We start from the raw sequence: 20,639 nt of genomic DNA, 5'->3' as shown, positions 1-20,639 counted from the left end.
CAGTACCCCATAACCTTCCGCGGGGTGGAGCAGCCCGGTAGCTCGTCAGGCTCATAACCTGAAGGCCGCAGGTTCAAATCCTGCCCCCGCAACCACTGAAACTTGTAAATTCTTCCACTCCACATATTTGCGTTCGAGCTCCTGGCCATAATGGTCGAGGAGCTTTTTGCGTTTCTCTTCCGTGTCGATCTCACCAGACGCAATCCGTGCCATCAGATCGTTGCCAGCCGCAGCGACAAACTGCTGCTCCATCAGATCCATGACCTCCATGGATGCCATGATGTTGGCGATGTCGCCGTGGACTTGCAGGCTAGCCGGCTCGTGGCCGGGTGTCTTGCCGATGACGACGGTCTGGATCAGATCACGGACGATCGGCATGAGACGCTGTTTTGCGTGTTCGTCGGCATTGTTGCGGGCGAGGAAGAGCAGCTTCTGAATAGCAACTTCGACACTGGCCGGATTGAACTGCTGCTTTAGTTTTGCGATCTTCTCCTTATAATCCTCCCCCGGCGCGCCGATGCCGGCAAGTTCCAAAACCAGCTTCTCACGCGTGGCTTCCAGTTCATCGAGTTGGTCGTCGAGAAGGGCGAGGCGCGGCCGGCTTTCAGCGTGCCGATCCTGGATCTGCTGCATTAAGCCCTTCTGCGTTGTGGTGATTGACCCAAGTTCGGCCTCCAGCGAGGCCTTGCGGGTTGGTGTACGCTTCAGCACGGAGACTTCATGTGCGATCATCTTCTCTGAAATTCGGTCGAAGATGTCGATGGAGTAGAACGCAACGGGTATGCAGTTCAGAACGCGTTCCTCAAGCTCGTGCCGGGTAATCGTTTTGCTGTTGCCGCAGCATGCGCCGTCGAGTTCGTCAATCGGCAGGCGCTTCTTGCGGTTGGTGCAGCTATAGCGGTCCTTCCCGCTGATCGCATAGGGTCCACCGCATTCTGCACATTCCAGCATCCGGCTGAGGAGATACTCTGGTCGATGCGTCGCGTTCAGGCGATTGCTCTGCCCGAAATCGAACAGCTCGCCAATTTCCTTCTGCCGGTCCTTCACCCGCTGCCACAGTTCGTCAGAAACGATGCGCATCTGTGGCACATCTGTCAGCACCCATTCGCTCGCATCGTTGGCGCGGGCAGTGCGTTTCTCTGTTTCCGGGTTCTTACGAAACTGCCGACGGTTCCACACCATTCGGCCGATGTAGCTCTCGTTGTTGAGGATACCGGTCCCACGGCTGACATGGCCACGGATTGCGGTGTCACGCCACTTGGCGCCTCGGGAGCCTGGGATCTTTTCCTCGTTCAGAACAGAGGCGATGTCACGTGGCGACATGCCGTTGGCGTAGAGTTCGAAGATCCGGCGAACGACATCTGCTTTCTCCGGATCAATCTCCCGCAGTCCCCTGATACGGTCGCCCATCTCGTCGCGCTGCTGGGAGAGCTTGTAGCCATAGGCCAGGCATGTCGAAGCTTTACCTTTACGAACGGCCGTCTTCATGCCTTCGCGTGTTTTATAGCGGATCTGTTCAATCATCTCGTGGCTGAGTGCCGCGCGCATCGCCAGTTCGAGATCGGTGACCGGCGTGCCGGCGTGGACTGTCCAAAGTTCGACGTCGCGGTAGCGAAGCTCCTTGAGGATCTTGGCGCTATGCTCGACGTCACGCGACAGGCGATCGACGGTCACCGAGAGAACAACATCGATGCTCTCGCGCTTTACATGAGCCATGAGCTTCTGAATGCCAGGACGCGACTGGTAGCTCGTCCCGCTCGTAGCAGCATCGCAATAGGTTGCAGTCAGCGTCCAGCCCTGCCGTTTGACGAACGCTTCCCCCAGTTCGATCTGTGTTTCGATCGAGACCTCGTGCTGGCGGTCGGTGGAGTAGCGGGCGTAGAACAGAACTGTCTTTGTCATTGTCTTCTCAGGTTTTAACGTGTGAGGTCTGCAAGTGTGAGAGGGTCGATCCCGCGAGAGCCGTTGCGACACCGCATGGATCGCTTCTACCAAAGGCGGTCAACCGTGGACCGGTCTGGTACACACGTGACGACGGCCTTTGCGTTCCCAGCGTCGTCAAGGTGCCGCCTCCTTTTTACATGCAGTCCAGGCATAGGGTTGCTGACGGATGGACGGAGCATCTCACAATTGGGGAAAGACGTCAAATATCTGTAATTGTTGACAATTTGGCGATGTGAACCAAAATCGAGAAATGGCTCAGAATGAGACAGTCACAACTGAGGGCAATGCTTGTGCTCCATGTTTGGGTCGAAGGCGCCCACCTGATGGTAACCATCACTCCGATTGTCAAAGTTGGTTCGGCGTAGCAGGGGGCCCAAAGAACCATCCCATGCGCCCCCGGAGCCGGCAGGTGCCAAGGATGTGTTGCCACCGGCGCTGGCGAACGTCGCTTCGAGCACCTGAAACCCTCTAGAAATCCGATTCAGAATCAAACGCCGTTTTAGGAAGTAATGGGGGGAAGACGACAACATCTGGCAAACGCCGTGAGGCGTGAACGCTGGATCAGGGCACAGGGACCGGCATGACCGGAGGAGGGGAGGTCCCCCTCAGATGTCCAGGTCGGGAACGTTCGGATGAAGGAGGTGGACCTTGCGACGAAAGGGCGAACCGGTACGGTACTTCTCAACGAGGCTCTCGAAGACAACATCCGAGGCGCGCTCGTCAAAGCCCTGGTCGGCCAGCATCGAGACAATCTGGTCCCGAAACTTGTCGAGCTCCTCAAACTGCCGCTTCTGGATGGTGCGGCTGATCAGCCAATAGAGGGCGACACGCGCTACATCGTCTCGATCGGGTCGCCTGGCTTGCTTGTCGCGATCCCGCAGCTTTTGCTGACGCTCGCGTTGCTCCTGATTGTGCGCGTCTTCCGTCTTCCGCGGCATCCCATCTCCTAACCGTGTTCGCTCAGGCGGAGCTTACAGACTGCTGCGCAACCGGCAACGCCGTTTACCGTTGAATCGGATTTCTCAGTTTCTGAATCGTCAGCACACGGTTTGGAATCGAATGACCGCAATTTTGTTTGACGTGCGGGCAACTGCAGACACCTCAGGATGACGTATCGGTGTGCAAACGCCGTTTGTGAATCGGTGTTCCGCAATTGTGACTCGGAAATCCTCAGGTTTGAATCAGATGACCGCAATGTGTTTTGAGTTGCGAGCACGTCATGCCGATTTGCGGTGACCTCGCGCACGGGCGTCTCTGCCGCTCTCACCGCGGGCGGTGCTCGATCCCTGCCGTGAGCCCGCCGTTAACCCTGTTCCGGATCCGTTCTCATCGGGCTCACCGGGATCCTTGAGATCCGGGCGGGGTCCTGTCATCTGTTGGAGCGTTCCAGACGGGAACATCGAACGGCCCAAGCCGGTGGTGAGACACCGACAAGGGCCTGACCCTCATGCCTTTTGAGACAAGGAATCGGGCTATGAACACCCTTACTGCCTCTGCCTCCACCGGGGAAGCTCCCCTGGCCACCCGCCGTCGTTTTGGCAACCGCCCGGCAATCGCCACCGATGGGCCACCCGCCCTTCAGCGCTTCCCGAGCCGCGTCCGCTTCGCCGAGGTCGAGACCGATCTCGAGATCCTGATCGACAAGGCGATTGCCGCGATTGCCGATGGCGAGCCTGCCGACGACGAGATCCTCGGACACTACGTCCACGTCGCATCGCTCGTCCGCGCCATCTCTTTCCGCGAGGGCAAGCTGCTCGAGCAGGCGGTCGAACGGCTGTCGAAGGCGAACCCGCATCTCATCGTGCTGACGCAGTCGATCAAGCTGCCGCTGGTCAAGACTGCGATCGAAGCGATTGCCGGAAACGCCTGGCATGATCTCGATGGTGTTCGCTTCGATTGCGAGGCACCGGCCAAGGGATCCTACACCCCGGATCTGATCATCGTGAACCGGTCTCGGCATTCGGCCTCTATTCTGGATCTGAAGCGATCGCTCGCCTCCTATGGTGACACGAGCCGGCTCGAAGAGCTGAAGGCCAAGATGATGGCGGCTGCGATGATCCTGCCGGATTGGCTGTACAAGACCCAGAAGCGTCTGATGGTCGATACGGTTGGTGTGGCCATTGTCGACGGCGCGAGCCGCCCGAGCAGCCATGACACGGGCATCTGGGCTCTGTCGGAGATCGACGACCTCTTGGAGATCGATGGTGCGGCGGCCTGCATGGCCGAGCTGCGCCGACGCTTCGGCATCAGGGTGCAGCAGCTTCTTGAAGCGGAGGCGCGTAAGGCGCTGGGTCTGGCTGAGGTCCCACCGGCTGCCATTGCTGAAGCCATGCCCACCAGAAGCCACCGTCCGATGATGAACCTCAACGCTCTCGGCGCTGACACCCTGGACGGCGACGAGGATGCAGTCCTCTTTGCATCCGACGAGCCGGAGGAGCCTGCGGTCGATCTCCCGCTGATCCGCCAACCACAGCGCATTCGCGTCGGCTTTGCCCGTCGGCTGCTCGATAGCTGACCGGCCGCTGATCGGGGCTGCGGCGTGAGGACATGTCCTGTCGCGCCGCCAGCCTCTCGTCTCCTTCATCCCCTTCTATTGCCGCCGTCCGTGTTGCGGACGTTGCGTGCGGAGCTTTGTCCCCATGTCTTCTTCAGACACAACTCTGCCGTCATCCCGACGGTCCGCCATTCGCTGCGATGCCGTCGAAGCGGAAACAATCGCCCCATCCGTCTGTGATCGCCATCTCGATCCCGCCGTGCTGATCGGCCTGTCTCTTGCCTATGCTCGGCGACAAGTAGCGGTACCTGAAGCCATCGCCCTGCCGTTGACGGAGCTTGCAGCTCAGGGTGATGCCACCTGCCGTCTTGTCGCGGACTGGATTGAGAAGCGCTCGATCTCCGGATCCCAACCGTCCGGACCGTCCCGAAGCCGCGGTCGAGCGCGCTCACGGTTCCCCGGTACGGAAATTATTTCCGCGCCGAAGGAGGGTGCCCGATGAACAGATTGTCCCGCTTGTTCGTCCGTCGCCTGCGTCAGCGCGCCGCCCGCGATACCCGCCGCCATGCCTTGGCAAATGGCCTGCTCACCGTGACAAGCATCGACGTGCAAGGACATCTCGTGCGGCGCTACACCCCGGCCTTCGACACCGGTCCTCTGACATTCGACCGGACCGCCGATCTGGGCTGGCTGACCCGGACCTTCGGCTCGCTTTTGCAGGAGACGGTCAAGCCGGAGGCCGATGGAACTACCACTGTCGTCGCCCAGCCGATCACCAGACTGTCTGGAGTGGCTTCGTCCGCGACCAGCGTTCCAGCACATGCGTCCCTCGATCTCCCAGAAGCCGTTCCCGACCGGTGTGCCTACGCCACGAAGCTGGTCGGCCTGGCAGCACCCCCGGTTCACATCGCGCATCTTGCCACCGCCTTGCTGGTCGCCCGCGCCATTGCGTCATCCGGCCTGACGCTACAGCGCGTGGTCGAGATCATTCGGCGGCCGGCCCCGATCATCGTCCTGATGTCCCAGGTGGACGGGGCACAGGACGCATTCTTGCGGCTGATCGAGATGACCGGCCTTGTCCCGTCAGGCCCCTATGCTGGTGTGACCGGCGACCGTTTCCCTGAGCGCGACGTCGATGGCTTTACGGACGTGGCTCTTCGCCGCCGTTTCGTGTTTTTCCAGGGAAAAGAAACAGGCCGCGAAAGCCGGGCAATGAAGCGCGGGCTTGCTGCAGTGCTTGGCAGAGATGATCCGATCCTTGCCATCGCGCACCATGTCGCCGACATCCCTGACCAGATCCCGGCGGCGGCCGACCTGCATCTCGATGCCGGCGCGGTTGATCGGGCGTTCCTGGTTGATCTCCTTCAAGCGGTCTACGGCGATGGCGACGGTATGGTCCGCGATGGTCACGATCTCAAGGCGTTCGATGCAAGCGTGTTGACGCTCGATGACCTCGTCCTTGCACTGCGATCCGGCCGACCACGGGATGAGGCTCTGGTTGCCCTCCACCAGCTTGCTGCGTGCAGGGTTCAAGGTGAACGCGGAGAGGATACCCGGGAGAATCGGGACAGGTTCCCAACCGAGCCCGCGACAAAGCAGGGGGCACTGACGGAAGGGAGAAAGGGGTCGTCCTTGTCCAGTAAGGGCAAGCCGTCGGGTGCCGAAGTCATCCAGCCGCAGCCCCTGCCGGGCGACCGCGCAGACGGCAGCAAGCCACCGGTGACTGTCGAGACCCTGTCGGGCTACGGCGCAGCGCGAACCTGGGCGCTCGATCTCAGACATGATCTTGGCGACTACCGAACCGGCGACCTTAGCTGGGACGAGATGAGCACCAAGTTGCTGCTGTCTGGCCCACCAGGAACGGGCAAGACCAGTTTCGCAAGGGCCCTGTGCAACAGCTTGCAGGTCCCGCTGGTGGTGACATCTGTCTCGACCTGGCTGCAGGGCGGCCATCTCAACGATGTCATCGACAGGATGAACAGCACCTTTGCCGAAGCACGCGATCATGCTCCCAGCATCCTGTTCATCGACGAGATCGATGGCATCGGGAAACGGGTCGATCCCAACCGCGAGTACAGCGAATACTGGAATGCGGTCGTCAACAAGATGCTCGAGCTGCTGGATGGCGCGGTCAGATGCGACGGTGTCATTGTGATCGGTGCGACGAACAGGCCCGAGCAGATCGATGAGGCTATCAGGCGCTCCGGGCGGCTGGAGACGCATATCGAAATCCCCAAACCAGATATTCCGGCTCTTGCCGGGATCATCGCCCATCATCTCGGCAGGGACATCGATGTGGTTCTGCAGACTGCCGATCCATCGAAGCGCCAATGGATCGATACGGCGGTCGGAGATGCCCTAGAAGAAGAGATGTTCGGCACGCCTGCCGACGTCGATCAGGAAGGAGCCCGGCCATGACCCCCATCTCCTCGATCAAGACGACATCGTCGAATGCCTCCGGCCGTCCACCAATGGATGACTTGGCCCCGGAGACCGCGCCGCTGTTACGGCGGCTCGCCACCCGCGCGATGGGCATGACCGGTGCGGATATCGAACGGATCGTCCGGCACGCCCGACTGACGGCACGTCGGGAAAAGCGACCCTTGCGCTATGAGGATATCGAAGCCGGCCTTCGTGATCATCGACCGACCCTGCCCTACGATGTCAGGTGGCGCTACGCGATCCACGAGGCGGGCCATGCCGTGGTGCATCAAGCGCTCGGTCTTGGCGATGTCACCGGTTTGACGATCGATGCGCAAGACGGCGGCTACAACATGCTGAGGTTTAGCGGCGGGACCATGGAAACGCTCGCCTGGTACGAGAACATGATGGCAATGATCATGGCGGGGCGGGCGGCCGAGTTGCTTTTGCTAAAGTCGGCTTCCACGGGATCAGCGGGTGCCGACCATTCCGATCTGGCCAAGGCGACCGATCTTGGACTGGCAATGGAAACGAAGCTTGGCTTTGCTGGCGTTCGGCCGCTCTTGTACCTGTCGCACACCGTGCCTGCAGAGGTTCTGATCTCCGATGGCGATCTGGCCGACCGCGTTCACGCGCGCATCGAGACAGGGCTGGAGCTGGCAACAGAGGTCATCAAGCTTAATCGACCGCCCATGGACGCCTTGGTGCGAGCTTTGTTCGACGCGCAGGCGCTGGACGGTCAGGCTGTCATGGCGATCCTGCGGAGGTCGTATGACGGGATGTCGGACAAAATCGCGTTCGACAAACGGTGAAGTCCAGACAGCAGAAAGGGCCGACGAGCGGCCCTTCGTGTCTTCGGTTTGGGGGAGGGCTGTCCGGCCCTTCCGTTCTTGCGAAGGATCAGATCGCGAAAGCCGGGGCTGGGACCTCTTCATCAATCACGTCGGCGTCGTCCGGATCGACATGATCATGCGCCAGCGGCGGTACATCATCGATCTGTGTGCGTGCGGGCGCTTCGAGATCCGGACCGGCCAGCGGCCATTCCGGCTTGCGTTCTTTCGACAGCGTCCAGTCAAGGATCGGCAGAACCTCGTGTTCAAGCCAGCCGCGCATCTCGCCCGCCTTCGGCCAGGTCTCCATGCTGCCCAGCCGCTGAAGCGTGCCGTTCACGCGCGCCCAGGGGCTTTCCGCCGGAAACGGCATCACGCGCGCATTGTGGCCGAGATCGAGGTTCGGATCGACAAACAGTGCAAGGCTCTCGAGCTCCAGACGGGTAACACGAGCAAGATCGCTGACCCCCTTCGCCAGACCTTCCTTGATGACGCGCTTCTTGGCGAGCTCCGCCTGGATGATCTGGCTGATCAGACCAAGGTGCGCAATGAGGCTCTTCATCCCGTCACGCGTCTTCAGCGCAATCAGCGCCTTCAGTCCCGCGACACCGCCGCGCAGGAAGAGATCATTCGTCTCCGCCTTTCCGTCAGCCTGATTACCCCCAGACAGAATGGTCTTCACATCCGCGACCTGGAGCCGGCCGTGTTCCTCGGCAAAGGTGATGGCTTCCTCGATCTGCGCAGGGGTTGCCGAGCTCAGATGGAACAGGGCGGTCAAACCAACGGACAGGTCAACCAGCTCGTCCCGGTAAGGAGACAAATTGCGATACACGGCCACAAAATTGCGGGCACTGCGTGCAACAAGACCGCAGCGGCTCTTGACCCACTTGTCGAAGGACCCTTCGGGCAAGACCTCGGCCGCCCGATTGAGGTGATCGCCGAATTCGAAGGCCTGCTCCGTCGTGCGCCGCCCAAGTTCATGAATAAAGGCAGCGCTGCTTTCGAGCCGTTCGCGATCCGCGGGATCGATGGCGAGCGTCTCGTAGAACTCAAGAGGAGATGCGGGAACGGTAGGCACGTTTTTAACAGTCTTAGGCACGGTAGTCTCCATGTTCATTTTACCAATAGATCGATAGACTATCTATCTCACCAACAATAGGCTAACACGATTTTGATTGTATTTCAACCTGTTCAGGAAATACGATCGGACTGAGAGATCAAAATATACTATATTTTATAGCTACATTACTTGGAGTAGCGCCTCAAAAACCGCACCTTCGAACTTTTTTCCACTATATCTCATTTTTCTATACTTTCATGAGTTCCGCAGACAAATGGCCGCGTTTGGGCTCGTTTTCCCTGTCATCGCGCCTAACTTGGCCCTGTTTTCCGCCGCGCGGCTTCTGCGTGTCATTCCATCCACCCGAAAGGGAAAATGCAACCAAAGGTCTTCAAAGTTCCTCCACGCGTTCCCGTTACGCCCGTCACCACCAAAACGAGGGTGAGACTGACGATGGCAAAGACAATGAGCGCGCTTCACCGGATAGAGGCAAAGGTCCTGGCGTCGACGCGCAAGGCAGTTGCTTTACGTCAGAAACGGATCGCCAAGGCGATGTTCGAAATCGCCGAGATGATGAGCGCGTTTGCGAGCGTCCTGCCAGACAACAAGGTCATCGGCTTCTTCGGACCGGAATGTGGCCTCCCCCGCTCGGATGTGCGCACGTATTTGAAGCTTGCGAAGTTGTCTCACGAGGATCGTGGCTCAATTCGTAAAAACGTCGCCTCCTTCTCGACACTCAAGGCTCTGGTCCAGGTGAAGCCAGAGGCTCGCGATGAGGCCATGCAACGGATGGCCAAGGGCACGCGGCTCGGCCCCGTCGATATCACCCGCATTCAACGGGACCAACGTCTGGCATCCATCGGCGCCGACGTCCTGAAGACAAAACAGGAAGCAAGCTTTTTCACGCGTCAGGCGCGCAAACCCGTGAACAACATCCGTGATTTCCGCAGCCGGTTTACGGAGTTTGCGCTGTCGCTCGAGGAATTCTACTTCGCCCATCTCGACAAGTTCGACGACATGTCGGACGCGGAGAGGACAGCGTTCGATCAGCAGTGCGCCGAGTTCAAGCGGACCGCCGCTGAGGCCCTCACGCAGTTCGAAGCGATCTTCGACGTCTCAAACCTCCCCGGAATCTGGGAGCAGGACTGCTACACGGGCATGAGGGAGAGCAATCGCCTGGCCCGCGCTTACCACGCGCTGTGTGACATCGCGAAGGGCCTGTTCGAGCCCTGGTCGCAGGGCGAGGATGGTGAACGCCCCGGAGGGATCTCCGCAGGCTTCGTCGATCCCTACTATCTCGACGCTCTCTTGTGGCTGTGCGGCCAGCCAACGCATCTAAACGCCAACTCCAGCATCCGCCCGGTCCCGTCCAGCGGTGAAGCACCCAGCGTCATGCCATCGACGCGACTGCGCTCCATCGAGCTCTGCGCTGGCGCCGGTGGGCAGGCCCTCGGTCTTCACTCTGCAGGTTTTGACGCTCAGGTCCTCTTCGAACGGGACAAGGACGCGGTTGCCACGCTGCGCCAGAACGACTGGCTTGGAGAGGTGGTTGCTGCGGATATCAAGCAGGTCGACTTCTCCAGATACAAGGATGTGGACCTGATCGCAGGCGGCGTTCCCTGCCCGGGCCATTCCAATGCCGGAAAGCGCAAGGGTCGCGACGACGAGCGCGATCTGTTCATGGAGGCCGTCGGCATCGTCGGAACCGTCCGGCCAAAGGCATTCTTCTTCGAGAACGTGAAAGGCTTTAACGAAAAGCCCAACGCCGACTATCGGGCGGAACTGCACGGAATGCTCACCGATCTCGGCTATGACAGTCGCGTCTTCGCCTTCACCGGCGCCGACTTGGGATTGCCTCAACTGCGCCCTCGGATCGCGCTGATCGGGTTCCGCGACGGCCGCATGCGTGACTTCCATATGCCGCCGATATTCCCGGAGTGGGCATCGACCGTCGGAAGCGCGATTGGGGATCTCGTGCGAGCCAATGGCTGGGAACACGCGGATGCCTGGATTGAGAAAGCCAACCGGCTGGCGCCAACCATTCTTGGCGGCTCCCACAAATCCAATGCTACCGGCTTCACGACCAACTACTCGAAAGAGACGATGGAGGCACTTCAACTGGATCCGACAAGAATTGCGGATCAGGCACCGCCAAAAGGGCATCCCGCGGACGCACCCTTTGCACTCACCCACGCCATGGCTGCCCGCATGCAAGCGTTCCCCGACGACTGGAACTTCCACGGCAATCTGCAGGCAAAGAAACGGCAGATCGGAAATGCACTACCCCCGATCATGGCGCGTGCTGTTGGCCTTGCGATCTACTCCGCTCTGACCGGCGAGAAGTTCGATTATGAGCAGGCGCTCCAGATGCCGATCGTACGCTCGGAAACCCTGACGCAGTGGAGAGATCGTGTTGGTCTGAATGGTGGATCCCGGCGGTATCACCACAGCCAGGCCGCTGAGCTGGAAATCCAGGAGGCGGGTGACATGGGCGCCGACTGGGATGCGCTGCGGGCATAGGCTTGACCATAAGCATCCACGGTGTCCTTTGGACATGAAGCCTAAGGCGCTCATGCCTGTTGCTTCAAGCAACCTTGCTTTTGTCTGTGACTGCTGTCGTCAACGACCCGCGCAATCCTGCGAAGCTTCATTCTGAGATAGGTCAACCTTGTTCGGGGAGACCTTCGACGTGAGGGGAGCATTGACATGGGCGGCGATTATCCAGCGAGGATGCCGCTGCGCAAGCCGGCGTCTCTGCCCCGTTGGGAACCGGTGGTTTCGGAGTTCAGGTGGCATGCCTCCCACACATTTGTCGCCCCTAGCGGCACCACTCAAAAGAAGAATTCTAACTTTCCGAGAGCGAGAGGATATAGCTTTGGAATGCGCTCGGGGCGCTGGCATCCGCGCAATCGCACGCAAGCTGGGGCGATCGCCGAGCACAATCTCACGCGAGATCAGGCGCAATTCGGCGACACGCAGCGGCGACTTCGACTATCGCGCCACTTCCGCACAGTGGCATGCTGATCGCGCAGCACGACGGCCAAAGGCAGGCAAGCTGGCAACCAATCCTACGCTTCGTGACTATGTGCAGGACCGGCTCGCTGGCCTTATTGCCACGCCGAGTGGCATCGCCTTTGACGGACCTGTTGTGGTATGGAAAGGGCGACGGGCCGTTCAACGGCAAAGTCGACGCTGGTCCAAAGCCTGGAGCCCTGAATAGATTGCGCGGCGTCTGACGCTGGACTTCCCTGAGGACGCGACCATGCGCATCAGCCACGAAGCCATCTATCAAGCGCTCTACATTCAAGGTCGAGGCGCCCTGAGGCGGGAGCTGTCGGCCTGCCTGCGCTCCGGGCGAGCGCTGCGTTTGCCTCGTGAACGCGCTCGCAACCGTGGCAAGTCCTTCCTCACTGATGCGTTGATGATCAGCGATCGTCCGTCCGAGATCGGCGAACGAGCGGTGCCTGGCCATTGGGAGGGTGATCTTATTCTAGGTCTCGGCAGCTCCGCGATCGGCACGCTTGTCGAACGTACGACGCGCTTCACAATGCTCCTGCACCTGCCACGGATGGAAGGTCACGGGAAGGAAACGACTGTCAAGAACGGTGCTGCTTTTGCTGGGCATGGTGCCGAAGCAGTCCGTGACGCCATCGCCGAAACCATCATGCAGCTACCGGCGCACCTACGCCAATCCCTGACTTGGGATCAAGGTGCCGAGATGGCTCAACACGCACAGCTTCGGATCGACACCGGCCTCGATATCTACTTCTGTGACCCTCAAAGCCCGTGGCAACGCGGGAGCAACGAAAATACCAATGGCCTGCTGCGACAATACTTTCCGAAGGGCACGGATCTCAGCCGGCATGGTGCCGACGAGCTCAGAGCAGTAGCGCACGCTCTCAATAGCAGACCCCGCAAAACGTTGAGCTGGCGCACCCCAGCAGAGGCTCTCGACGGGTTGCTCAAATCAGATATGATCGACGGTGTTGCAGCGACCGGTTGAATCTGCCCAATATGTGTCGATCAAGTATTCCGAGCGGTTGGCGGAGGCGGGCATCGAGCCTTCCGTCGGAAGTGTTGGCGACAGCTACGACAATGCTCTCGCCGAAACAATCAATGGGCTTTACAAGGCCGAGGTCATCCACCGGCGAGGACCGTGGCGCAACTTCGAAGCAGTAGAGTTCGCCACGCTCGAATGGGTAGACTGGTTCAACAACCGCCGCCTTCTGGAGCCCATCGGGAATATTCCACCCGCCGAGGCCGAAGAACGATACTACGCCATGGTGGACGCGCCAGCCATGGCCGCATAACTTAAACCAAACGGTCTCCGGCAAACACGGGGCGGTTCAACTCGTTGACGCTGCGCAGCAGTTCCAGCTCGGAGTCGGTCGTTCAAGCCCCATGCTGGCCGCCCCGTCGTGCAGTAGTCGAAGCGCTGACGATGAAGCATAGCGAGCGCCCATGACGCAAGACATCACCACCCAAGAGGCGATCAAACGACTGGAGCAGCATTCAGGGTCTCGCGAGGGGATGCTGATTCGTAACCTCACGATGCTGTCGTCCTCAGGCCAGCCTGCCGACATCACGTTCTATAGGCGAAAGCCGATGATCAACGTCCAGATTAGCATGAAGATTGCTGCGGCACGGCTCTACGGACTTGAAGACCAGCTTCCGAAGATACTGAAACGCATACCGTTCTCGAATGGTATGGTCGCCAGCATTGGCGAGATTTGGACTGTTAATCCCATGCCCATCGGCGGGTTCAGCGACGAAGAGCTGGCGGCGGTGGACCTCACCCAAGGCGAGGAACGGCAAGGACCGAATAGGGAGACTCTGCGGAAGATGATCCGTAAGACCTACCAGTGCAAAAGCCGCAAGGAGACGGACTATTACCTGCGGCGGTGGATCGCATCGTAGCAAGACCAGCCGCGAGAACTACCTCGCCGGTCCGCCGAGTTGGGAGGGCATCTGCCACTGTGGAGGTGGTGGGTTTTCTCGCAATTGAGCGATCAGCGATCGTTGGTTCCGGAGCTCCCACTGGCCTCGAGCGTCCAGACCGCCTTCGTAAGGTTCGAGGCGCGCCATTTCGGCGTCGGCCGCATCGAAAGCCCCACAGTAAGCGAGAACGACGGCGTACTGGCTGCGAACCGGAATGATCCGGCCGGCAAGTTTCAGTCCGGTGATCGTCGGCATGAGGTTTCGCTCGATGACGTCACGGGCGCCGATGTAGTCATTGCGGCCAATGAAGTCATCGACCAGCTTCTGGCCAACGCGGACGAAAGAGTCCAACGACTGGGCCATCGAGTAGAACTTCATTGCGTGTATCGGTGCGAGACCCGGATTGCCTCCGCTCGCCTTGAGCGCCTTCGACTGTAGGTCGAGCGAATCGGCGAGGTGTTTCAGGTCGTCGGTGTGGCTATGATCGCCTTTCAGCAGCGGCCAGATCTTATCCGGATTATTACCCATCACGTCGGACAGGCGAAGTCCAAGCTCGTCGTAATACTCAACGACCAGATCGAGCGTACCGGCGACGCATTCGCCCATCATGCCGAGTTCGAACAATGCGTGTGCATAATTATATTTCGCAACGCGAAGGTGCTGAGGGGTTTGCGGCAGGACACGGCTTAGCTCGGCCATGGTCTTCGTGACCGTCGCAACATCCTTGTTGCGCGCTGCGAAGATCATTTGCTTCATTCCAACAGCCAAGCGTTCGGTCAGGCCGAGGTCATTATCTCGGACAAGCGCGTCCATGCGATCGAGCTTGTTGCGGATATCGGTGTCGTCGCCTTCCTTGAAATGCGCGAAAACGAGCCCGTCCAGGGCCCAGAACCGATCCTCTGGAGCGACTGCCTCCGATGCAGAGGCTTCGACCAGGAAAGCGGAAATTTCCTCCATGTAGCCGAGCTCATGGAACAGTTCGTCGGTGGCCATCTGCACCAGCGGCTTCACGTTCCCAAGTGCCACCAACATCCGCAGCAGCAGGAAGACCCGTTGACGATCGTGGTCCAGCGGCAGCGCAGTCATCACTAGGTCGCGAATTACCTCTCGGGCGGCTTTCAGGGCGTCAGCGCCGCAATCGACAAGGAAGGCGCGGCCGAGCGGACGGATCGCGTCGTGAACCTTGAAGCGATCGACACCGAAAATCTGAATCGAGCCAGTCGTACGGAGACGCCGGAAGGCTCCGGCTGCCGCGGCCGGCTCCATGTCGAAGGTCCGCTTGAGAATCGTGGTAGCTTCGGCTTGTGAAAGCGGGACATCGCTGAGGCTCAGCGCGCCCACCGCGCGGCGCTCGTTTTCGTTGAAGGTTTCGAAGACGTCGGCGAGGATGAGTTCCTGCACCGTTTCGACGACGTGTGTCCGCTCCTCCAGTGCGGTGCAGAGTCGATCGATGTCACCCTCGTACGACCCGGCCGCAATTTTAAGGGCGTTCTGGACGTAGAGCGGCAGGCCGGCGGTCAGCTTCAGCACACGCTCGTAGTCCGTATAGTCTCCGTGACATCCAAGTGATAAGCCCTCTGCGGCTGCGGTTTCGTTCGACCATCCAAGAAGGGGCTCGGACGAGATTCCCAGGGTGGCTTCGATGCGCGCCGTCGACGCGTTTGGTTGTGCGAGAAGCAGGAAACGCAACTGCGGCGATGCGCAGACGAGTGGCACGAGATCGGCAGCGGGAACGCGGTGTGCATTGTCCAATACAACCGTCGCCGTGAGACCGTCTTCGGCGAGATGGCGGCCGATCGCGATGAGGATCTCTGTTCCGCTCGCACCGGGCAGGAGTATCTCCCCGAGCTTGCCGCCGCGCGATCCGCACATCCGCGCGGCAAGTTCACGCGCGACTGAGCTTGCCAGCGCGGGGCCGGAGATGTCCGCAACGTCGTAATAGGCCAGCCGATTGCTTGCATGGAGCGCCGTCTGGGAAACCCAAGATGTCTTGCCGGCCCCTGAAAAACCGACGACGAGCCGCACACGCTGGTCGCTGACCAGCGGTGGCTCCTTGTCCTGTGGTCGGTACCGTAGTGGCGGCGCCGGGAAGTCCTGGAGCTGGACGACGAGCTGTTCAAATAGGGCGGGTAGCTCGTCGACGACGAAGGCATGCCCCGGGTTCGGCTCGACGCCAGCCGATGCGGCCATGACCCGACCGGCGATCTTCCAGACCAAAGTCTCTGGGGCCAGGATACCGAGCGGCATCGATTCCGCTGCCGCTCGACACGCGTCGAAGGCATCATCGACCGTCGGCCAAGGCTCCGGTAGCGGTGCCGCTGGAGTCCCTGACCCAGGATAGACCAGCGTGACGTCTCTCGGCCAGTTGGCCTTCACAGCGCGTTCAGCAAGCTCAGGACCAAGTGGCGTGTTCGCTACTACGACGAATTGGCATGTGCCGCTTCGTCGACCTGCGCTGTGCTCGTCTCGGATTTGAGCGAACCGCCCAAGTGCGCCCTCGACATCGCTAAAGATCAGACGCGATCCACGGGTCTTGATCTGGGCGTAGATCCGGTGACCCGGCAGCACCAACTCGACATCTTCGTCGTTCTCCACAACGACGTGTGTCACACCAGATGCCGCCGCCTTGAACAGGCACGCGGCGGCGTAAAGGTGCTGGTAGAGGAAGCCGCGATGAACAGCCTCGATGCGAGCTAGTTGCCTTGCGTCGAGGTTAAAGTTCTCCATGATCCGCCTCTAAATTGTTGAAAGTGGCGGGATGCGGCGCAAGCGAGAGGCTAGCAGCCTGGGCGAGGTATTGGCGGTACGCGTAGTTGATCAGGTCTCTGATGAGCTCAAGAAGCCCGCCGGTAGGAAGCCCATCAAACGGATCGCCGTGTGCAAGGACGTTTCGGCGCTCTGCCAGAGTCGGATGTGTTGCGCCGATTAGTTGGCCTACAGCCGTTCCGCCGCATCGAACGATCATCGGAATCCGGTCGTCGGTCAGCCCGTCCGATTCCACCATGAACTTTAGGAGAGCTGCGAAGTTCCGCTTACTCTTCGTGATCTGGCCGCCGTAGCGATCTATCAACGCGAGTTCGAGTTCGAGCGCGATCAGGGCAGCCAATTCACCAGCCTTCAAGATACTGAAGTCGACCCAGCCCAGCAGGTACAGGACCTGCGCACGCGCATACTTCGCTCGCACGACCTCTGGAATACGCGCGTCGATAGCGAGACTCTCGACGAAGGCGCGCCAGTCGGCCACTTTTTCAAATATTATGAATCCGCCCGCGTTGCCTTGTGTCGGCCACGCGAGCAGCAGGGGGTCGTCCCGGTCGCTGAGAGTGATCTGAGAACGCTCCAACATCGAGTTTTCCATCGCCTCTGAGGCTTGTTTCATAGCTCTATAATCGGGCTGGGGTTAGAGCGCGACACAACCAGGGTCAGGTTGCGGCTGGCTCGACTGATCGCGACATATAGCAGTCGGCGATCCTTCTCGCGGAAGGTTGTCCCGTCGCAGGGCATAATCACCACGTTAGGGGCTTCCAAACCCTTCGCTTTGTGAACCGTGCTCACCGCGCGCAGAGGCGGCAAGCGTCGAGTAAGGGCATTGTGGCGCGACTGTTCCGCTAGGCCAGCCTGCGGATCCTTTGCTGTCCCGAGACGGACCGCTTCCCAGAACTCCCGAGGATAGTCGATGTGAACGGATGCGAACTCGGCTTGGAACTTCGTTGCCTGCTGCAGATCCTGCAGGAACGCGCCGACGCCCGCGTGATTCGGTTGCTCCACGATCCGGCGCGCCAACGACTGGACGAGCGCCGGCTTTCCCCGGGCCGGCTTGGCGCAACCGCTGGCGACCTCCGCCTGGAATCGGGTCGCGAACTGGCTGTCGGAGAAGCCAGTGCAAACCCCTTGGACGAAGGCTACCGCGGCCTTGGCGACGGCAGCGGCGTCATCGCAGGCGGCAAGACTCTGCACGAGCGCTGGCAGCGCCGACCGCGTGTGTCCCTCCCAGATCGGCATGGATCGACCGAGAAACGCGCGGATCGCCTGAACCGTGTCGTTGTGGTGCGACAGGATCAGCAGGGGCTGAACCCCTTTGAACGCAGGATCGAGCGGCCGTCGGTCCTGGGCGTCGAGTTGGAAGCCAAGGTTTCGTTGCGCGGTATTGTCGGCGAAAACGACCTTGAGCCCGCGTGGCAGCTTGCCCGTCAGGCGTAATTTCCCACCAGCGGCCAGGCTTGCGCGGCTTTCCAGAATCCAACCCCCAAGCTCTTCGCCGCCGCCCGTCCAACGGTGGGGCACATCGAGCGATTCCGCGACATCGGCTGCTGCACGAAAGGAAGCCAGGCGGCTGTCGTCGGCTTGGCGCTGCGCCTCCGTCGCGCCCGCGCCATAGATCCGTTGCATCGGATCGAAGAAGGCTCGGACTCTGGCACCGGCGTCGTGCAGGCACTCGATGACGGCGTGCTGTTCGACGCTTGCGTCCTGATGCTCGTCGCAGACCACCATTGGATAGCGGCGCGCCAACATGTCGGCGATGAACGGACGGCGCTTCAGCAGGCCCGCCGCCCAGCGGCTGTTCCGGTCGTAGTCGGGCAAGGCTCCTGCGATTAGACCCGGTTCCGGATAAGCCTCGGCGATCTGGCCAATCAGGCTATCAATGGTTCGGATTTCCAACCCGGACAGCCCCTTCGTCCGATCGCCGAACACATCGCAGGCGGCATGGGTGTGCGTCAGGATAAGAAGGCGTCCTGCGCCTAGGGTCGAGCTGACATCTGCCGCGAAGGCAGCGCCTTGGAACGTCTTCCCGCATCCGCCCGGCGCTTCAACCACGACCAACCTCGCGGTTGACCTGAGCGCGGCTGCAACCGCCTCGTCAGCCATTTTCCGTCGCCATCGGCGTCCTCGCGGCCAGCGCCGTGAGCGCGTCGATCAAGGGCTGAAGCTGGGGCTTCACCTTGACCATGGCGCCCAGAACATAGGCTTTGTCCGCCAACTCTCGACCGCCATCGAAGCTCTTGAACCAGCGCTTGCCGTGCTTCTTCCAAGTCTTGGCTTCCTTCTCAGGAGCCCCTTCTGAATCGCCGCTCGCAGCGGCGATGATCAAGGCGCGCAGGCGTTCACCGGCGACGGCTCTGACGGTGGCGAAGTCATGCCTGGTGAATTCGGCCGTGGGTTCAAGGACCTTAATCCGCTCGATCAAGGTGGCGAGCCGGGGTTGGGTATGGATTTCGTCAGGATCGATAAGCAACGCCTCCAGCTTGTCGTCACAAATGTGGGCGATGATGTTCTCCTCAGTGCAGCCCGATGGCCACTGGAACAGAAGGTCGCCCATCGCAGACTTTAGATCGTTCCAGCGCTTGGTGTTGTCGCCCTCACAGTCGACGAATGCGGCGAGGCCGAGTTTTGCTTTGGTGAACTCCTCCAGCAGTTCGAGCGTGAAGTTATTGCCCTGACCGTCGCAGAGGCGAACCCCCAGGTCGAGCAGGTCCGTCGCGATTTCTCGCTGAAGCACCTCTGTGAGGAAGCCGACCTCGGTTGGCCCTTCGCCCACCAGGGTCAGGCGCGACAGGAAAGCTTCTGGGTCCCGCTTTTGCAGTTGAACCGACCGCGGACTGGCAAGTTCGGCGATGACACGGCCCTGGCTAAGGTACCAAATCGTCGCCGGCTCGGCGGCGGCCAGGGCCGGGGCGCTGTGCGTCGTCATCACGACCTGGGATGGGCCTGCTGCCAGCTCGCTGACGAGCTTGCGTTGGCGATAGGGCTCGAGGCCACGCTCGGCCTCGTCGACCAAGGTAATGGGGCAACCGGACCGGCAGGCCTGGGCGACGGCCAAGGATGCCAGACGGCGAGTCCCCGAGCCCCAATTCGACAGCGGTAGGCGACTTTCCTCTATGGCGGCGGTCAGGCCGATCAGCGCGCTGATCGACTGGCCCTGGCCTGCGCTGAGCCCAAGCCCCAGGTCATGGGGCAGGGCACGCTCGCCGAACGTCTCGTTCAGTTGCCTCATCGCCTCTTGCCCTTCGGTCTGGAGCTCAGCCTTCACATCGACGTCCGAAAAGGTTGAGGTAAGACGTGAGCGTAGAGCTTTGTCGCTGAGCAGCCGATCCAGAGCCGAGCCCTGGACAAGGCGGAGGTCGCGGTCATTCCGGTCATCACCGCCCAGACGCACTAAGCCGATCTCTCGACGGAGAGTCGGCGAGAATATGTCGATGGTGTCATTCGGATTGTGAATTGCATAAGTCAGGTCGAGCTCTTCGGAGCCGCTGACGGAGATCTTGTAGACCGGCGATCCGACCGGACGCGCCGGCTCACCTTCATCGGACTCCTGCGGTCTACAGGCCTGTCGGCCATCCCACTCCCATGGGAACGCCGGACGCGACTGAGTGGCGATGCTGCTGTCCGGCGGCAGGCTGATCACGGCGCCAATGAAGAATCCGCCCTTGCGCTGACGGCCCCAATAGTCATTGTCGGACACAAGGGTAGCATTGCTCGGATTGAGCAACAGGGCGATCGATTCGAGAATGGTGGTCTTGCCAGCGTCGCCGCCGCCTAGGATCACGTTCAGGCCGGCCTTTGGGAACCAGTCGAACTTTTGGAAGGCGCGGTAGCGCTCGATTTTTAAACGGTGGATCGTGGCGCCCGCGACATCGACCAAAGTGTCCGCCTCCGTGTTCGTTTCGCATCCATACGCCGAATCTCAGTTCCACTTGATCAGGCTTCAAATTACCATAGCCACCGCACTGCGTTGCCAAGTTTAGCGGCACTCTACACGCGGACGGCAATAATTGCCCACTAGGCTCAGGACTCATAAAATTCACAGCCAGAAGATAACAGCGGCTGCGATGCAGATGCTCGAGAAGAAGGTATGTGCACAGCGGTCGTAGCGGGTGTGAATGCGCCGCCAGTCCTTGAGCCTGCCGAACATGTTCTCGATTTTGTGGCGCTTCTTGTAGAGAACAGGATCGTG

The 20,639-nt window shown here is 60.4% G+C and carries 13 protein-coding genes, 1 tRNA gene and 3 pseudogenes; 9 read left to right on the top strand and 8 right to left on the bottom strand.

What is annotated here, in order from left to right; genetic code table 11:
- The first annotated feature begins 18 nt into the window (after positions 1–18).
- Both C8J36_RS24320 and C8J36_RS25560 read left to right on the top strand, forming a co-directional pair.
- Positions 19–95: transfer RNA gene (locus C8J36_RS24320), tRNA-Met, on the top strand.
- A gap of 55 nt (positions 96–150) precedes the next feature.
- Positions 151–477, top strand: coding sequence for a hypothetical protein (locus tag C8J36_RS25560; RefSeq protein WP_245506729.1), 327 nt, complete (start codon positions 151–153; stop codon positions 475–477).
- A gap of 612 nt (positions 478–1,089) precedes the next feature.
- On the opposite strand, the pseudogene C8J36_RS25555 reads toward C8J36_RS25560, so the two are convergent.
- Both C8J36_RS25555 and C8J36_RS24310 read right to left on the bottom strand, forming a co-directional pair.
- A pseudogene (locus C8J36_RS25555) lies at positions 1,090–1,902 on the bottom strand (recombinase family protein); the annotation flags it as partial.
- Between the two features lie 647 nt (positions 1,903–2,549).
- Positions 2,550–2,882 carry a hypothetical protein gene (locus tag C8J36_RS24310; RefSeq protein ID WP_132537841.1) on the bottom strand — a complete coding sequence of 111 codons (333 nt, stop codon included), beginning with the start codon at positions 2,880–2,882 and terminating at the stop codon, positions 2,550–2,552.
- A 536-nt stretch (positions 2,883–3,418) separates the two neighbouring features.
- Here C8J36_RS24310 and C8J36_RS24305 point away from each other — a divergent pair.
- From C8J36_RS24305 to C8J36_RS24295, 3 genes are all read left to right on the top strand, one after another.
- Entirely contained in the window at positions 3,419–4,459 is a 1,041-nt protein-coding gene (locus C8J36_RS24305; RefSeq protein WP_245506728.1) for a hypothetical protein, read from the top strand.
- Between the two features lie 477 nt (positions 4,460–4,936).
- A complete protein-coding gene (locus C8J36_RS24300) occupies positions 4,937–6,856 on the top strand; it encodes an ATP-binding protein (protein ID WP_132537840.1) in 1,920 nt (639 codons plus the stop codon).
- Complete coding sequence (locus C8J36_RS24295; protein ID WP_132537839.1) at positions 6,853–7,671, top strand: ATP-dependent Zn protease; 819 nt, start codon at positions 6,853–6,855, stop codon at positions 7,669–7,671. The genes C8J36_RS24300 and C8J36_RS24295 overlap by 4 nt, the downstream gene beginning before the upstream one ends.
- 88 nt (positions 7,672–7,759) lie before the next feature.
- Here the strand turns inward: C8J36_RS24295 and C8J36_RS24290 are convergent, their stop codons facing one another.
- On the bottom strand, positions 7,760–8,788 hold the full coding sequence (locus C8J36_RS24290; RefSeq protein ID WP_165915169.1) for a hypothetical protein: 1,029 nt from the start codon (positions 8,786–8,788) through the stop codon (positions 7,760–7,762).
- Positions 8,789–9,202: 414 nt separating this feature from the next.
- Between C8J36_RS24290 and dcm the strand changes: the two genes are divergently transcribed.
- From dcm to C8J36_RS24270, 4 genes and pseudogenes are all read left to right on the top strand, one after another.
- Positions 9,203–11,269: a DNA (cytosine-5-)-methyltransferase gene (gene dcm, locus C8J36_RS24285; RefSeq protein WP_207897633.1), complete on the top strand. Its 2,067-nt coding sequence runs from the start codon at positions 9,203–9,205 to the stop codon at positions 11,267–11,269.
- 364 nt (positions 11,270–11,633) lie between these two features.
- A pseudogene (locus C8J36_RS24280) lies at positions 11,634–12,752 on the top strand (IS30 family transposase); the annotation flags it as partial.
- Between the two features lie 4 nt (positions 12,753–12,756).
- Positions 12,757–13,059 (top strand): annotated as a pseudogene (locus tag C8J36_RS24275) (integrase core domain-containing protein); the annotation flags it as partial.
- 151 nt (positions 13,060–13,210) lie between these two features.
- Positions 13,211–13,666 carry a hypothetical protein gene (locus C8J36_RS24270; RefSeq protein WP_132537836.1) on the top strand — a complete coding sequence of 152 codons (456 nt, stop codon included), beginning with the start codon at positions 13,211–13,213 and terminating at the stop codon, positions 13,664–13,666.
- Between the two features lie 18 nt (positions 13,667–13,684).
- On the opposite strand, the gene C8J36_RS25550 is transcribed toward C8J36_RS24270, so the two are convergent.
- The 5 genes from C8J36_RS25550 to C8J36_RS24245 form a co-directional block, all read right to left on the bottom strand.
- A complete protein-coding gene (locus C8J36_RS25550; protein WP_245506727.1) occupies positions 13,685–16,414 on the bottom strand; it encodes an ATP-binding protein in 2,730 nt (909 codons plus the stop codon).
- Complete coding sequence (locus C8J36_RS24260; RefSeq protein ID WP_207897630.1) at positions 16,401–17,066, bottom strand: hypothetical protein; 666 nt, start codon at positions 17,064–17,066, stop codon at positions 16,401–16,403. Before C8J36_RS24260 ends, C8J36_RS25550 begins: the two co-directional genes overlap by 14 nt.
- Positions 17,063–18,553, bottom strand: a complete 1,491-nt coding sequence (locus tag C8J36_RS24255) for an ATP-dependent helicase (RefSeq protein ID WP_132537835.1) — start codon at positions 18,551–18,553, stop codon at positions 17,063–17,065. The genes C8J36_RS24260 and C8J36_RS24255 overlap by 4 nt, the downstream gene beginning before the upstream one ends.
- The gene (locus tag C8J36_RS24250) at positions 18,546–20,327 is read right to left on the bottom strand and encodes an AAA family ATPase (RefSeq protein WP_132537834.1); all 1,782 of its coding nucleotides are present in this window, start codon (positions 20,325–20,327) and stop codon (positions 18,546–18,548) included. Before C8J36_RS24250 ends, C8J36_RS24255 begins: the two co-directional genes overlap by 8 nt.
- A 159-nt stretch (positions 20,328–20,486) precedes the next feature.
- The coding region (locus C8J36_RS24245; protein WP_132532916.1) for a transposase at positions 20,487–20,639 on the bottom strand (153 nt) is incomplete at its 5' end.

This window comes from Rhizobium sp. PP-F2F-G48, from assembly GCF_004342335.1.
GTDB lineage: Bacteria > Pseudomonadota > Alphaproteobacteria > Rhizobiales > Rhizobiaceae > Ferranicluibacter.
Note: the sequence above shows the minus strand (reverse complement) of the source record. Positions and strands in the feature narration are given on the sequence as shown.